Annotated in this window: 11 protein-coding genes; 9 read left to right on the plus strand and 2 right to left on the minus strand. The window is 67.5% G+C overall.

All coding sequences use genetic code 11. The features are described 5' to 3' along the window. The first annotated feature begins 7 nt into the window (after positions 1 to 7). The 6 genes from V5F66_RS16465 to coaA are packed head-to-tail and all read left to right on the plus strand — an operon-like array spanning position 8 to position 4,027. A complete protein-coding gene (locus V5F66_RS16465) occupies positions 8 to 499 on the plus strand; it encodes a DUF2628 domain-containing protein (RefSeq protein ID WP_394094271.1) in 492 nt (163 codons plus the stop codon). A gap of 3 nt (positions 500 to 502) precedes the next feature. Next, positions 503 to 1,150 carry an imidazole glycerol phosphate synthase subunit HisH gene (gene hisH, locus V5F66_RS16470; RefSeq protein WP_393999469.1) on the plus strand — a complete coding sequence of 216 codons (648 nt, stop codon included), beginning with the start codon at positions 503 to 505 and terminating at the stop codon, positions 1,148 to 1,150. Continuing rightward, positions 1,138 to 1,875 (plus strand): 1-(5-phosphoribosyl)-5-[(5-phosphoribosylamino)methylideneamino]imidazole-4-carboxamide isomerase, encoded by a 738-nt coding sequence (hisA, locus tag V5F66_RS16475; RefSeq protein WP_394052382.1) that lies wholly within the window; start codon positions 1,138 to 1,140, stop codon positions 1,873 to 1,875. The genes hisH and hisA overlap by 13 nt, the downstream gene beginning before the upstream one ends. A gap of 7 nt (positions 1,876 to 1,882) precedes the next feature. Next, a complete protein-coding gene (gene hisF / locus V5F66_RS16480) occupies positions 1,883 to 2,659 on the plus strand; it encodes an imidazole glycerol phosphate synthase subunit HisF (protein ID WP_012114309.1) in 777 nt (258 codons plus the stop codon). A 50-nt stretch (positions 2,660 to 2,709) separates the two neighbouring features. After that, a complete protein-coding gene (locus V5F66_RS16485; RefSeq protein ID WP_393999468.1) occupies positions 2,710 to 3,036 on the plus strand; it encodes a phosphoribosyl-ATP diphosphatase in 327 nt (108 codons plus the stop codon). 19 nt (positions 3,037 to 3,055) lie between these two features. Further along, entirely contained in the window at positions 3,056 to 4,027 is a 972-nt protein-coding gene (gene coaA, locus V5F66_RS16490) for a type I pantothenate kinase (protein WP_394094272.1), read from the plus strand. 121 nt (positions 4,028 to 4,148) lie between these two features. Here coaA and V5F66_RS16495 read toward each other — a convergent pair whose 3' ends face one another. Then, a complete protein-coding gene (locus V5F66_RS16495) occupies positions 4,149 to 5,624 on the minus strand; it encodes a porin (RefSeq protein WP_394094273.1) in 1,476 nt (491 codons plus the stop codon). Between the two features lie 431 nt (positions 5,625 to 6,055). After that, entirely contained in the window at positions 6,056 to 6,532 is a 477-nt protein-coding gene (locus V5F66_RS16500) for a J domain-containing protein (RefSeq protein ID WP_394094288.1), read from the minus strand. Positions 6,533 to 6,950: 418 nt separating this feature from the next. Here V5F66_RS16500 and V5F66_RS16505 point away from each other — a divergent pair, with 418 nt between their 5' ends. The 3 genes from V5F66_RS16505 (at position 6,951) to V5F66_RS16515 (ending at position 14,033) form a co-directional block, all read left to right on the plus strand. Beyond that, positions 6,951 to 8,486: an ATP-binding protein gene (locus tag V5F66_RS16505; protein WP_394007302.1), complete on the plus strand. Its 1,536-nt coding sequence runs from the start codon at positions 6,951 to 6,953 to the stop codon at positions 8,484 to 8,486. Positions 8,487 to 8,823: 337 nt separating this feature from the next. Further along, complete coding sequence (locus tag V5F66_RS16510; protein ID WP_394094274.1) at positions 8,824 to 12,105, plus strand: beta strand repeat-containing protein; 3,282 nt, start codon at positions 8,824 to 8,826, stop codon at positions 12,103 to 12,105. A 185-nt stretch (positions 12,106 to 12,290) separates the two neighbouring features. Continuing rightward, entirely contained in the window at positions 12,291 to 14,033 is a 1,743-nt protein-coding gene (locus V5F66_RS16515) for a ShlB/FhaC/HecB family hemolysin secretion/activation protein (protein ID WP_394094275.1), read from the plus strand. The last annotated feature ends 5 nt before the right edge of the window (positions 14,034 to 14,038 follow it).

Genomic DNA, 14,038 nt, shown 5'->3' on the forward strand with positions numbered 1-14,038 from the left:
CCGGGCGATGGGCATCTGGACGGTCCTGAGCAGGACGGAACCCGGCGACACCGCCGAGGCGGTGGCCGGCAGCACCGTGTTCGTGCGCGAGAAATTCTCGTGGGCGACGCTGTTTTTCGCGCCGTTCGTGCTGGCGCGCTTCCGCCTGTGGCTGCCGCTTGCCGCCTATGTGGCGGTGGTGGTTCTGCTGCAGGTCACGGCCAGCTTCGCCGGCCTCGCCCAGGCAGTGGTCGACGTGGTGATGGCGGGCTTCCACCTGCTGCTCGCCTTCGAGCTGCCCGCGCTGCGTAGGCGCAAGCTGGCCCGAAAGGGCTATGAGGAAGCCGGCGTGGTGATCGCTGCCAACCGGGACGAGGCGGAACAGCGCTTCTTCGCGGACTGGGTCGAGACCCACTCCGCGCCATCGGCACGCGCCGACCTGCCGGCCATCCGCCCCATGGCGCCCCCCGCCTTCGCGGGCGGCCAGGCCGGCGTCATCGGCGCCTTTCCGGGGACCTGAGCGATGAGCGTCGCGATCATCGACTATAATTCCGGCAACCTGCACTCCGCCGCCAAGGCCATGGAGCGCGCCGCGCTCGATCTGGGCGCGGAACGGGTTGTGGTCACCAGCGATCCGGAGATCGTGCGCACCGCCGACCGGGTGGTTCTGCCGGGCGTCGGCGCCTTCGCCGACTGTCGCGCCGGCCTCGACGCCGTGCCCGGCATGGTGGAAGCCATGACCGAGGTGGTGAAGGAGCGCGGCCGCCCCTTCCTTGGCATCTGTGTCGGCCTCCAGCTGCTCGCCGAGCGCGGGCTGGAGCACGGGGTGACCGAAGGCCTCGGCTGGATCCGCGGCGAGGTGGAGCGCATCGCCCCCACCGACCCCGAGCTGAAGATCCCGCACATGGGCTGGAACACCCTCCAGACCGCGCGCGAACATCCGCTGCTGGCCGGCATTCCCACCGGCGAGGGCGGTTTGCACGCCTATTTCGTGCATTCCTACCACCTGAAGCCGGCCGACGGCATCGACCTCGTAGCCACCACGGACTATGGCAGCACCATCACTGCCATGGTCGCGCGCGACAACGTGGCCGGCACCCAGTTCCATCCCGAGAAGAGCCAGAGGCTCGGCCTCGCGCTCCTCGGCAATTTCCTGAAGTGGCATCCGTGATCCTTTTTCCGGCCATCGACCTCAAGGACGGCCTCGCCGTGCGCCTCGAACAGGGCGACATGGCGCGGGCCACCGTGTTCAATCGCGATCCCGCGGCCCAGGCGGCGGAGTTCGAGACCCTCGGCTTTCGCTACCTCCATCTCGTGGACCTCGACGGAGCCTTCGCCGGCAAGCCGGTCAACGCGGCGGCGGTGGAGCGGATCCTGGAGACGGTCTCCATTCCCGTGCAACTCGGCGGCGGCATCCGCGACCTGAAGACCGTCGAGGCCTGGTTGGAGAAGGGGGTGACCCGCGTCATCCTCGGCACCGCCGCGGTGCGCGACCCGGACTTCGTGAAGCAGGCGGCGAAGGCCCATCCCGGCCGCATCGTGGTGGGCCTTGATGCCCGCGATGGCCGCGTCGCCGTGGAGGGCTGGGCCGAGACCTCGGACATTGCCGCCGTGGACATCGCCAAAAGGTTCGAGGATGCCGGCGTCACCGCCATCATCTACACCGACATCGCCCGCGACGGCCTGCTCAAGGGGCTGAACCTCGACGCCACCGTGGCGCTGGCGGAAGCGGTCAACCTGCCGGTGATCGCCTCGGGCGGCCTTGCCTCGCTCACCGACATCGAGGCGCTGCTCACGCCGCGCGCGAAAAAGCTGGAAGGCGCCATTACCGGCCGCGCCCTCTATGATGGCCGGCTCGATGCCCGCGAGGCGCTGGCGCTGGTGGCGGGACGATAGGTGTGCCATGCTGAAAGTCCGCGTCATCCCCTGCCTCGACGTGAAGGACGGCCGCGTGGTGAAGGGTGTCCAGTTCGTGGACCTGCGCGACGCCGGCGATCCGGTGGAGGCGGCACGCGCCTATGACCTCGCCGGCGCGGACGAGCTGACCTTCCTCGACATCACCGCCAGCCACGAGAACCGCGGCACCATCCTCGACGTGGTGCGCCGCACCGCCGAGCAGTGCTTCATGCCGCTGACCGTGGGCGGCGGCGTGCGCACCGTGGACGACGTGCGCACCCTGCTCCATGCCGGCGCCGACAAGGTCTCCATCAACACCGCCGCCGTGAACCGACGCGCCTTCGTGGGCGAAGCGGCCGAGAAGTTCGGCGAGCAGTGCATCGTGGTGGCCATCGACGCCAAGCGCGTGAGCAAGGAGGGCGAGGAGAACCGCTGGGAGATCTTCACCCATGGCGGCCGCACCCCCACCGGCATCGACGCCATCCAGTTCGCCCGCGAGGTGGTGGACCTCGGCGCCGGCGAGATCCTGCTGACCTCCATGGACCGGGACGGCACCGGCCAGGGCTTCGACTGCGCCCTCACCCGCGCGGTGGCGGACGCTGTGCATGTGCCGGTGATCGCCTCCGGCGGCGTCGGCACCCTCGACCATCTGGTGGACGGCATCCGCGAAGGCGGTGCCTCGGCGGTGCTGGCCGCCTCCATCTTCCATTTCGGCACCTTCACCATCCGCGAGGCCAAGGAACGCCTTGCGGAAGCGGGGCTGCCTGTCCGCCTCGACGTCTAGGCCGCGCGCCTTAACGCCTCCTCCCCGCCCTCCCTTTCCGGGCCACCTTGATGAGCGACAGCTTCACCCTCGCCGACCTCGAAGCCATCGTCGCGGCGCGTGCCTCGGCGGATGCGGGGGCGTCCTATACCCGCTCGCTGCTCGACAAGGGCATCGGGAAATGCGCCCAGAAGCTGGGCGAGGAGGCGGTGGAGACGGTGATTGCCGCCGTCTCCGGCAGCGAGAAGGACCTCGTCGCGGAAACCAGCGATCTGCTCTACCATCTCCTCGTGCTGCTGAATGCGCGCGGGGTGCCGCTGGCCGAGATCCACGCGGAGCTTGCACGCCGAACCGGCCAATCCGGCCTCGCCGAAAAAGCCGCCCGGCAGCACGGCTGAGAAGAGCACGAGGCACACCATGGATCGACGGCTCGACCCAGGCCTCTCTCCCTACCGCACCTTCTCGCGCGCCGAATGGGCCGCGCTGAGGCGCGACACGCCCATGACCCTGCGCCCGGACGAGATCACCCGGCTGGAGGGCCTCGGCGTCCATCTCTCCATGCAGGAGGTGGAAGAGATCTACCTCCCGCTGTCGCGGCTGCTCTCACTTTACGTTGCGGCGACGCAAAAGCTCTTCCGCGCCATGAGCTACTTCCTCGACTCTCGCGACAGCGAGGCGAACGGGGACGGCAAGATGCCCTACATCATCGGGGTGGCCGGATCGGTGGCGGTGGGCAAGTCCACCACCGCCCGCGTGCTCCAGGCGCTTCTGGCGCGCTGGCCCAACACGCCCAAGGTGGATCTCGTCACCACCGACGGCTTCCTCCTGCCCAACGCCATCCTCGAGCGCGAGGGGCTGATGGACAAGAAGGGCTTCCCCGAAAGCTACGACCTGCCGCTGCTGCTGCGCTTCCTCACCGACATCAAGGCCGGCCGGCGGCCGGTGCGCGCGCCGCTCTATTCCCACTTCTTCTACGACGTGATGCCCGACCAATATGTGGAGATCGACCGGCCCGACATCCTGATCGTCGAAGGTCTCAACGTGCTGCAGACCACGCGTCCTCCGAAGGACGGCAAGGCCATTCCCTTCGTCTCGGACTTCTTCGACTTCTCGGTCTATATCGACGGCGACGAGGACGTGATCGAGCGCTGGTACGTGGAGCGCTTCATGCGGCTGCGGGCCACCGCCTTCAAAGACCCTTTGTCCTACTTCCACCGCTACTCGCAGCTCACGGAAGAGCAGGCCCGCGCCACCGCCCTGTCCATCTGGCGCGGCATCAATCTGCCCAACCTCGTGGACAACGTCCTGCCCACCCGCCAGCGCGCCGACCTCATCCTGCGCAAGACCGGCGAGCACGAGGTGGCGGAGGTCAGCCTGCGCCGGCTGTAATGCCGATTGTCCGTGAGATTGATTCACGGACGATCGCTCAAACCCGCGCGGCGCTCAAGTGTACCGGCAGCCTCGGTCAACGACCGAGCTGATGATATGACTGCGGCGCGGCCGACAGCCCTCAGAAGTTGCGCTGGATTCGCACCGCGCCCGAGACCGCATTGGCCGACCCGCCCACCAGGGTGGGGATGACGCCGCCGCTGGCGGACACGGCGTTGGTGATGCCCAGCGGCCGACTGCCATCGACGGCGGTGTAGACCACCTCCGCACCGATATCGAGATTGCGCACCGGCGACCAGAAGGTGTTAACGCCGGCCTGCCACATGGCGAAGCTCGCCGCGCCCACCACATTGGTCGGCACATCCACGCTGACATAGCCACCGAACACGGCGGAGCGCACCTGCGGCACCCAGAAATGCCGGAACTGGCCCTGGATCGCCCAGGCGCCCACCATCTCGTAGGATCCGTCCGGGCCCATCACCGCGTCGGCGAGGGGATAATAGGCGCCGCTCATGAGGCCGACGCTGTTAAGCGGGATATAGCCGATGGCCTGCAGCCGGTTCTGGTTACCGGCGGCAAGACCGGCATAATTGAGGGCACCCTCGGAATAGTTGGCCTGGAGGTAGAGGCTGTCACCCGCCGCAATGAAGGGCAGCCGGATCTCGGTGTAGGCGCCGAGGGCATAGCCCCACTGGCCGGTGCTGGAGCTGCCGATGAATGCGGAGCCGAGATAGGCGGGGGGCATGGCCTCCACCTGGTGCAGCGCCCCGGCCAGTTGCACCATCCCCCACGCGCCCTCGGCCCGCAGGTTGGCGACGATATCCGGCGTCTGCTGGCCGGCCTGGTAGTTGGAATAGAGCAAGGGGGCGCCGGTGCCGCCGCTCACGAACGGAAAGTCGGACGGCGAGGTCACGCCGGTGATGCTCACGCCCGTGGCCTGGACGCCGGTGGTGCGGTTGGCCGCATCCTCCACCGCGAGCGAGGCGGAAAAGCCGTTGCCGAACTCGGCCGTATAGGCCGCCGTGGTGTTCCAGGTGTTCGAGCCCGCGAACAGGGTGGCGATGGAATAGCCGATGCCGGTGTCGAAGAACGACTGGGTATAGCCGAACGTCAGCCCGCCGAACTGGATGAAGGCGCGTTCGATATAAAGGGCGGGGCCGGGGCCCTTGCCGGGGCCGCTCTGGGAATCCCATTCGGCGCCGCCACGGAAATAGGAGCGCAAGGTGCCATAGTCGGTCTGCGTCCGCGCATCGATCTCCGCAACGCCGCGCCCCTGAGTGAAATAATCGGCGTCATGCGCATCCCGGAAGGGAAAGGCGAACGGCGAATATCCCGGCCCGCCGAACGCCGAGCCCTGCGAGAAGATCGCGGCGACGTTCATATAGGTGTCCATGCGGGCCCAGCCGCCGACCCGAAGGCAGGTGTCCGTGCCGGGAATGTAGTAGAAGCCGGGGCCGTAGGCCGCGCAGACCTTCACATTCTCCGTGGCCTGGGCCTTGACCGGCAGGTCGGCCGCCTCGGCCATGCGCGGCGCAAACAGTGCTGTAAGGCACACAAGGCTGATGGCGCCGTGCGGCGCCCAGGAACGTCCGGTCATTTCCCCCCCCCGCTCGGTCTTCCCCCGAACGCATGGTCGGGGCGAAGCCGCTCTTCCTTCCATCCGAGCCGGACTGAGGTAACCGAGGGCCGATGCAGCCGGCGGGATGGCAGAGGTGGCCAATGTAGGCGAACGCGCCGCCGCGCGCCTAGTGCAGGAACAGCTCAGTTTGAATCAAACGCAGTGGAGATCGGCGTCTAACCCTGAGGCAGGTGCGCAAGGCAAGCCGCTTATGGTAACTGGTTGCAGCTTCACTGGAAGATCGCGGTGTCATGCACGGGACTGAGTCGTGGCCGACGCTGCGGCCGGGCGGAAGGTCCCGCGCCGGCGGCGCCCGAAACGTCCCATCCGTCCACGCCCCGGTGGAGCGTTCCTTGAAGGCAAAGCGTGCCCTACCCCGACCACCATGACCCCGATACCAATGGCCCGGCCTATGAGGCACCGGCGAACTGATCGAGCAGGGCGTCCCGCGCCTCGGCGATACGGCGATAGCGTTCATCACTGCCGCCGGCGTCCGGATGCGCGCTCTTGGCCAGGCGCCGGAAGGCGGCATTGATCTCCGACGGCTCGAGCGCTCCGTCCATGGGCAGGTCCAGGGCCTCGCGGTGCTCCTTGTCGTCATCATCGACATTCAGCCGGGACAGGAAGGCCTGGCGCTCGTTCCGCGCCTTGAGGCGCAGTTCCACCTGATCCTGCTGCCATCTCTCCCGCGACATGACGAGGCATGCGCCAAAGGCGATCCGGCCCGTGGCTTCCAGCTCATCAAGGCTGAACGGCCCCACAACACCATAGGGCGGGGCGAGACAGGCGCTCCGCCCGCCCTCGCCCTGTTCGACCAGCCCGATGGTCACCGTATCGAGGACCCCCAGGGAGCCGTTCCAGACGACCCATTGCTCTTTGTCCGTCATGCCACGCGCTTCCATGCATGAGCCGGCGCCGCGCCCCGTTTTGTCCGAAAAGGTTCGCAACCGCTGGACTGTCTGTGCGTGCATGCAGGTTTGAAGCCAGAGCGCGGGAGGAGGAATCGGCGCCTGCCGGGGAGACCTGGCGGCGTCCCTGCCGCAGCCGCAGGTGTCGCAGCACCATCGACCGCACATGGCCGATCTGCTCCAATACGCCGCGCGCGCAGTTTGCCGCCGCGTCCCGCGCGATCCAGGCGCAACGCATTCTTTTCGCGGGCGTTTTGAGACAACGAGATCGACCGGGCCGGCCCGGCCAGCCTGATGCGGCCTCCTGCTCTCCGCGTCGCGCGGTTGAACCGGCGGCGCGAATTGATATGAGTGCCCCCATGACGTTTCGCGCCCTCCCCGCAGGGCGGTCGCCGCGATGACGGCGCCCGCCAAGGTCTCCATTGCCCTCGGTACCCGCTCCGGCGGGGACACGGCCGTGCTGGACCTGGAGGAACTGCTGGCCACGCGCCTGCTGGTGCAGGGCAATTCCGGCTCCGGCAAGTCCCACCTGCTGCGCCGGCTGCTGGAGCAGAGCGCCCCGTGGGTGCAGCAGGCGATCATCGATCCGGAGGGTGATTTCGTCACCCTGGCCGACCGCTACGGCCATGTGGTGGTGGATGCCCAGCGCGGCGAGGCGGACCTCCAGCGGATTGCCGCCCGGGTGCGCCAGCACCGGGTCTCGGTGGTGCTGAACCTCGAAGGGCTCGACGCCGAGCAGCAGATGCGCGCCGCCGCCGCCTTCCTCGGCGGCCTGTTCGATGCCGACCGCGATGTCTGGTATCCGGTTCTGGTGGTGGTGGACGAGGCACAATTGTTCGCCCCCACCGCCGCGGGTGAGGTGTCGGACGAGGCCCGCAAGGTGTCGCTCGGTGCCATGACCAATCTCATGTCCCGCGGCCGCAAGCGCGGCCTTGCCGGGGTCATCGCCACCCAGCGCCTGGCCAAGCTCGCCAAGAACGTGGCGGCGGAAGCCTCCAACTTCCTCATGGGCCGCACCTTCCTCGACATCGACATGGCCCGCGCCGCCGACCTGCTCGGCATGGAGCGGCGGCAGGCCGAGATGTTCCGCGACCTGCAGAGCGGCCATTTCATCGCGCTGGGTCCCGCGCTGGCGCGCCGGCCGTTGCCGATTCACATCGGCCCGGTGGAGACCTCCGCGCGCTCCACCAGCCCCAAGCTGGTGCCGCTGCCGGAGCCCGCCGCCGCCGAGGACGCCCACGATCTGATCTTCATGCCCGGTGCCGACGAGGTTCGCCCGCTGGTGCCACGCCGTCCGCCGGCGGTGGCGCCCACGGCGGACGTGCTGGCCCAGCTCGCGCGCAGCGGTCCCCCTGCCCCGCCGCCGCCGGCTGCGCCGCAGGCGCCCACCCTCTCACCCGAGCAGCGCCAGGCCGCCATCGATTCGGCCCTGCGCGAAATCCTGAGCGAGCGGGACGCGGGCTTTCGCACCATCTCGGTGCTCTATCAGGATTTCCTGGTGCGCTGCCGCATCCACAGGATCGGCGGGGAGGCGCTGAGCCTGTCGGCCTTCCGTCGCCGGCTGGCGGTGGCCCATGCCGGCATCGATGCCGCCGAGGCGGAAGCCGAGGATTCCCCCTGGGCCGAGGTGCTGGCCATGGCCGGCACCCTGCCGGAGGACATGCAGGGCGTGTTTCTCTCGCTCGCCCGCGCCGCGTTCGACCACCGCACCTGTCCCTCCGACGCCGACGTGGCCCGCGCCTACGGCAGCCGCTCCCCCGGCCGCGCACGGCGGCTTCTGGCCTATATGGAGGAGCGCCAGGTGATCGTGTGCCGGCTGGATAGCCAGGGCCGGCGCATCGTGGCCATTCCCGGCCTCGCCTGGGAAACCGAGCCCGGCGACCCCAACGCCGCCACCAGCGCGAGTGCACCCGAGGCGACGCCGGCGGATTGAAGCGGGTGGTGTCCCGCCCCCACCATACTCCTGACTCGCGCCAAATCCGATGTCACATCCGGCTCTCCCGAAAATGTCGGTTCCGCACTGACTGGCGGGGTCGACGATGCCGGACGCCGGCATCTCACACGGGACGATGCGTCCTGATGCGCTTGCGCTGAACCGCCCTGCCAAACCGCAGCGATTCCCCGCGCCCGAAGCGTCAGCTTCGCCAGTGTCGCAATTTTGCCACACGCCATCAAGAAGTCGCCCCATTTGCCCGGCGGGTAAATTGGTACTGTTATTATTATATCCACTTGGATATAGCTTAGCTGATTATCGCCTTGAGGATTGTCGTATGTCCATTGTCTGTTCCCGCCCGCGCGGGATGCGGATGCGTGCGCGCGCCGCTGTCGTTCCTCCGGCACCGCAAATGGCCGGGGTCCCGTTTTCGAGCCCTGCCGTGCTGGGCCGGCGGGCACGGCTGACGCGCCTCCTTTGCGCCTCCACCGCGCTGGCGACGCTTCTGGCAAACCCGGCGTTTGCCGCGCCCCAGGGCGGGACAGTGGTCTCGGGGACGGCGACCATTTCTACTTCGGGCACCACCACCAACATCAATCAATCCACCAACAAGGCCATCATCAACTGGACGAACTTCTCGGTCGCCGCCTCGGAGACCGTGAACTTCAACCAGCCGTCGGCCGCCTCAGTCACGCTGAACCGCGTGATCGGCAACGAAAGCTCGGTCATCGCCGGCGCCATCAACGCCAACGGACAGGTGTTCCTGGTCAATTCCAACGGCATCCTCTTCACCGGCACCAGCCAGGTGAACGTGGGCGGCCTCGTCGCCTCGACGCTGGACATCAGCAACGCCGACTTCCTCGCCGGCAACTACGAGTTCTCCGGCTCCTCCACCGCGTCGGTGGTGAACCGGGGCAACATCAGCGCGGCGAGCGGCGGCTACGTCTCGCTCATGGGCAAGAGCGTGTCGAATGAAGGCGTCATCACCGCCACGCTGGGCACCGTCTCGCTGAATGCCGCCTCGAAGATGACCCTCAATTTCGAGGGCAATTCCCTTGTTGACGTGACCCTCGACGAGGGAGTGCTGAACGCCCTTGTGGAGAACAAGCAGCTCATCAAGGCCGACGGCGGCAAGGTGATCATGACCGCCAAGGCGGCGGACGCGGTTCTCTCCGCGCAGGTGAACAACAGCGGAATCATTCAGGCCCGCACCATGGCCGCGCTGACGGGCGGTTCATCGGCCAAGACCTACAAGAAGGGCTCCATCACCCTGAAGGCGGACGGCGGCACCACGAAGGTCTCCGGCACGCTGGATGCCTCCGCCCCCAACGGCGGCGACGGCGGCTCCATCGAGACTTCCGGCAACACGGTGAAGATCAGTGATGCCGCCACCATCACCACGCTCGCCAGCAGCGGCAACACCGGCAGCTGGCTCATCGATCCCGACGGCTTCACCATTGGCCGTTACGCCTATTGGACGCGGCCATGGGTCCGCCGGGCGCATGATGATGGCGGCGACATCAGCGCCAGTAAGTTAAGCTCCCTGCTCGCCACCACCAGTGTTGAGATACAGTCCACCGACGGCAGCGGCACCGACGGCGATATCACTGTCAATGCTGCGGTCTCATGGTCGGCCAACACCACGTTGACCCTCACCGCCACCAACGACATCAACATCAATGCGCCGATCACCGCCACGGGTACAAGCGCAGGGCTGAATCTGAACTATGGCGGCGACTATTACATCGCCAACGGCGCCGCGGTGACCTTGAGCGGCGCCAACGCCAGCCTCGCCATGAACGGCCAAGCCTATACGCTCATCCATACCATGGCGCAGTTGGCGGCCCTCGACGATGCCATCGGAACCGCATCGGGCTTTTTCGCCATCGCCGACGACATCGACGCCAGCGCCGCCACCTACGACGGCCCGGTGATCGCCAAGCTCAGCGGGACTCTGGCAGGCCTGGGCCACACCGTCAGAGGGCTCACCATCTCCTCTGGCGGCAGTTCAGTGGGCCTGATCGGCTCCATCGGCACCGGCAGCAAAGTCCGCGACCTCGGCCTGCTCGACGCGGACATCACTGGGAATTCCACTGTCGGCGCTCTAGCGGGCGAAAACAACGGCATCGTCAGCAACAGCTACGCAACCGGCGCCGTGACGAGCCTGTCCAGCGGCTGGGCCGGCACCGGCGGTCTGATCGGCGAAAACTACGGCACGATCACCGGCTCCCACGCGGCCGTGACGGTCACGAGCTCCGGCAATTACGTCGGTGGGCTGGTTGGCTACAGCTACGGCGTCATTACCGGGTCCTACGCTACCGGTGATGTCTCGGGCTACATGACCGTTGGCGGGCTGGTCGGCGGCGGTGGCGGAACTGTAAGCGATGCTTATGCCACCGGCGACGTAACCGGGAACAATTATGTCGGCGGACTGGCTGGAACTGCCGGCGGCACCTACACCAACGTCTATGCGACCGGAAATGTGACCGGCGTCCAGACCGTAGGCGGCCTCATCGGCTACAGCAACGGTGTCAAGTTGAACACCGCCTATGCCAGTGGAACCGTTACGGGCGCGGGCCAGGACGTCGGCGGACTCATCGGCACGAGCAATTATGGAACGCTCACCAACGTTTCTGCTTCCGGAACCGTGACCAATACTGGAAGCTATACCGGCGGCATCGTTGGAAGGGTCGTGGGAACGACGATCAGTGATGCGTCCTTCTCCGGAACAGTGACCGGGGCCTTCGGCACCGGCGGCATCGCGGGCTTCAATGGGGGAACCATCACCGATTCCCAGGTGACCGGGAGCGTGACGGGTACCGCCGCCGTAGGCGGTATCGCCGGCCTCAATCTCGGCGGAACCATAAGCAACGTTCTGTTTGCCGGCAGCGTGACAGGCATCCTGACGGTGGGCGGTGTGGCCGGCACCAGCACCGGCACCATCGACAACGCCACCTCGACAGGAACGGTCTCCGGAACGAGCAATGTCGGGGGTATCGCCGGCAACAATCTCGGTGGCATCACCAATTCGTCTGCCACCGGCGCAGTCTCCGGGACGCAGAATACCGGAGGGCTGGTCGGCAACAACATCGGCGCGGGCAAGGTTTCCAACAGCACCTGGAACACCACATCCACCGGCCAGACCGGAGGCGTGGGCAACGGCCAAGGGATCGGCTCCTCGGTGTCGGGCGTGACGTCGCCCACGATCCCTGCCTATGCAACGGATGCTGTGCAATCGGCCGTGCGCGCAGCCACGGTCAGCGCCACCACCGGCGTGCAGGAGACGGCGGACAACCCGCCATCGACCTCAGACGTGGCGGCGGGGAGTTCGGCGACGGCAGCGCTTGCCGGGCCTTCGGTGGCCTCCCAGATCGACAGCAGCGCAGCGCCGGCGCCCACCACCTCCTGGCGGCAGCTGCAGGACCAGGAAGAGCGCCGCAGGAAGCGCGCCGCACAGCAGGTGCAGCCGGCTTCGGCACCGAAGGGCGGGGTTGGCGGGTCCATCCGCTCCATCGACGTGGACGGCCAGCATTTCGACCTGGAGAAGGACTCAGCGCCTGCGTCTTCCGCGCCGGCACAGCCGGCCGCTCCCGCTCCGGCGGCCGCACCGGCCCAGTAAGGCCGCCACGCGTCGGGCCGGGCGGACTTGCCCCATCCGGCCGGCGCCCGCCGCCGATGGCCCACCTTCCGGGCCCCGCGTTTCACCCGCCCTCGTGATCCCGTTCGTTCATCCGCACCTTGCTTTCCGAGAGCCTTGCCATGACCCGTTCCAGGATTTCCGCCGGCTCGTCCCGGCCAGGACACATGCGTGTTCCAGGCACCGCGAGCGCTTCAGGCCTCGCCCTCGCGGCGGCGGTCGGGATGCTCGTCCCGGCATCGGCCCTCGCCCAGGGCCTGCCCTTCAACATCGGCGATGCGGTGCGTGACGCGCAGCAGTCCCAGCAGGCCGCGCCCCAGCCGCAGCAGGTCGCGCCCCTGGTCCTGCCGAAGCTCGCCGAGCCGCAGCTGGTGCTGCCGGACAAATCCACACTCCACGTGCGCCACATCGCCGTCACCGGCACCGATGGGCTGGCCGTCAGCGAGGAAAAGCTGCGCGCTGTTCTGGCGCCCTATGAAGGCAGAAAGCTTTCCCTCGCCGAGATCTACGCCGCCGCCGACAAGGTCACCGCGCTCTATCGCGAGGCCGGATATTTGGTGGCCAAGGTCTATGTGCCCCAGCAGGACGCGCGGAAGGGCACGCTCACCTTCAAGCTGGTGCCCGGCCGCTACGGCGAGGTGAACGTCAAGAACGAGAGCCGGGTGAAAGACTTCATGGTAAGGGGCACCCTCGACACCCAGAAGGTGCTGCCGGGCGAACTCATCGAGCAGGCCCGGCTGGAACGGGCCATGCTGCTGATCTCCGACCTTGCCGGCGCCGGCATGCCGCGGGCGGTGATCGGGGCAGGCGCGACCCAGGGCACTTCCGACTTCCTGTTCGACGTGCCCGAGCAGCGCCTCGTCGACGGCTTCCTCATGGGCGACAATTTCGGCACGCCCTACACCGGAATCTGGCGCGCCTCCGGCGGCTTCAACATCAACTCCCCGCTGGGCATTGGCGACCGGCTCTCCGCCTTCGGCCTCGTCTCCAACTCCACCGACATGCTCAACGGCCGCGTGGCCTATTCCCTGCCGCTTGGGTACGACGGCCTGAGGGCGGAGGTGGCGGCCTTCCGCACCACCTATGCGCTGGGCGACACCTATGCCGACCTCAACGCCACCGGCGTTGCCGACGGCGTCTCCGCCACCCTGCTTTACCCCTTCCTGCGCTCGCGGGCGGTCTCGGTCTGGGGCAGCTCGGCCTACACCTACAAGAACCTCAATGACGAGACCCTGGGCGTGTCCTACGCCCACCGCTACATCAACGAGGGCATTGTGGGCCTCAACGGCGACACCTCCGGCGTGCTGCCCTGGCTGAACATGCCGGTGGTGACCTCCACGGCGGTGGCTGTCACCTTCGGCAACGTGGATTTCCCCGACGCCGACCAGGCGCTCGCCAACCTCATCGGCGCCGATACCCAGGGCGACTTCTCCAAGATCACCGCATCCTTCGTGATGACGGTGGCGCTGCTGGAGAAGCTCTCCTTGTCGGTGAACGTACGCGGGCAGAAGTCGTTCTCGGGGAATCTCGATTCCTCCGAGCAATTCTCCCTCACCGGCATCTTCGGGGTGCGCAGCTATTACGAAGGGCTGTCAGGGGACAGCGGCTGGCTGGTGACGCCGGAACTGAAATACGCCCTGCCGGACATCTATGGCTGGCACCACGCGGTGAGCGCCTTTGCCGACGTGGGCGGGGTGGCGCTGGAGGACGGCGCCTACACCATCACCCAGCCTGACTATGTGCAGCTCGGCGACATCGGCCTCGGCTATTACGGCAATTATGAATACATGCCCGGCCGCAACCTGCTCCTGAAGGCGTATCTCGCCTGGAGCGTGGGCGGCAACGAGGCCCAGGCCGGCTACAGCCGTGGCAACACCGTAGGCCTGGTCCAGGCCGGCATCACCTTCTGAGGACA

The sequence above is a fragment of the Xanthobacter versatilis genome, from assembly GCF_043193975.1.
In the GTDB taxonomy this organism is placed as follows: Bacteria; Pseudomonadota; Alphaproteobacteria; order Rhizobiales; family Xanthobacteraceae; genus Xanthobacter; species Xanthobacter autotrophicus_E.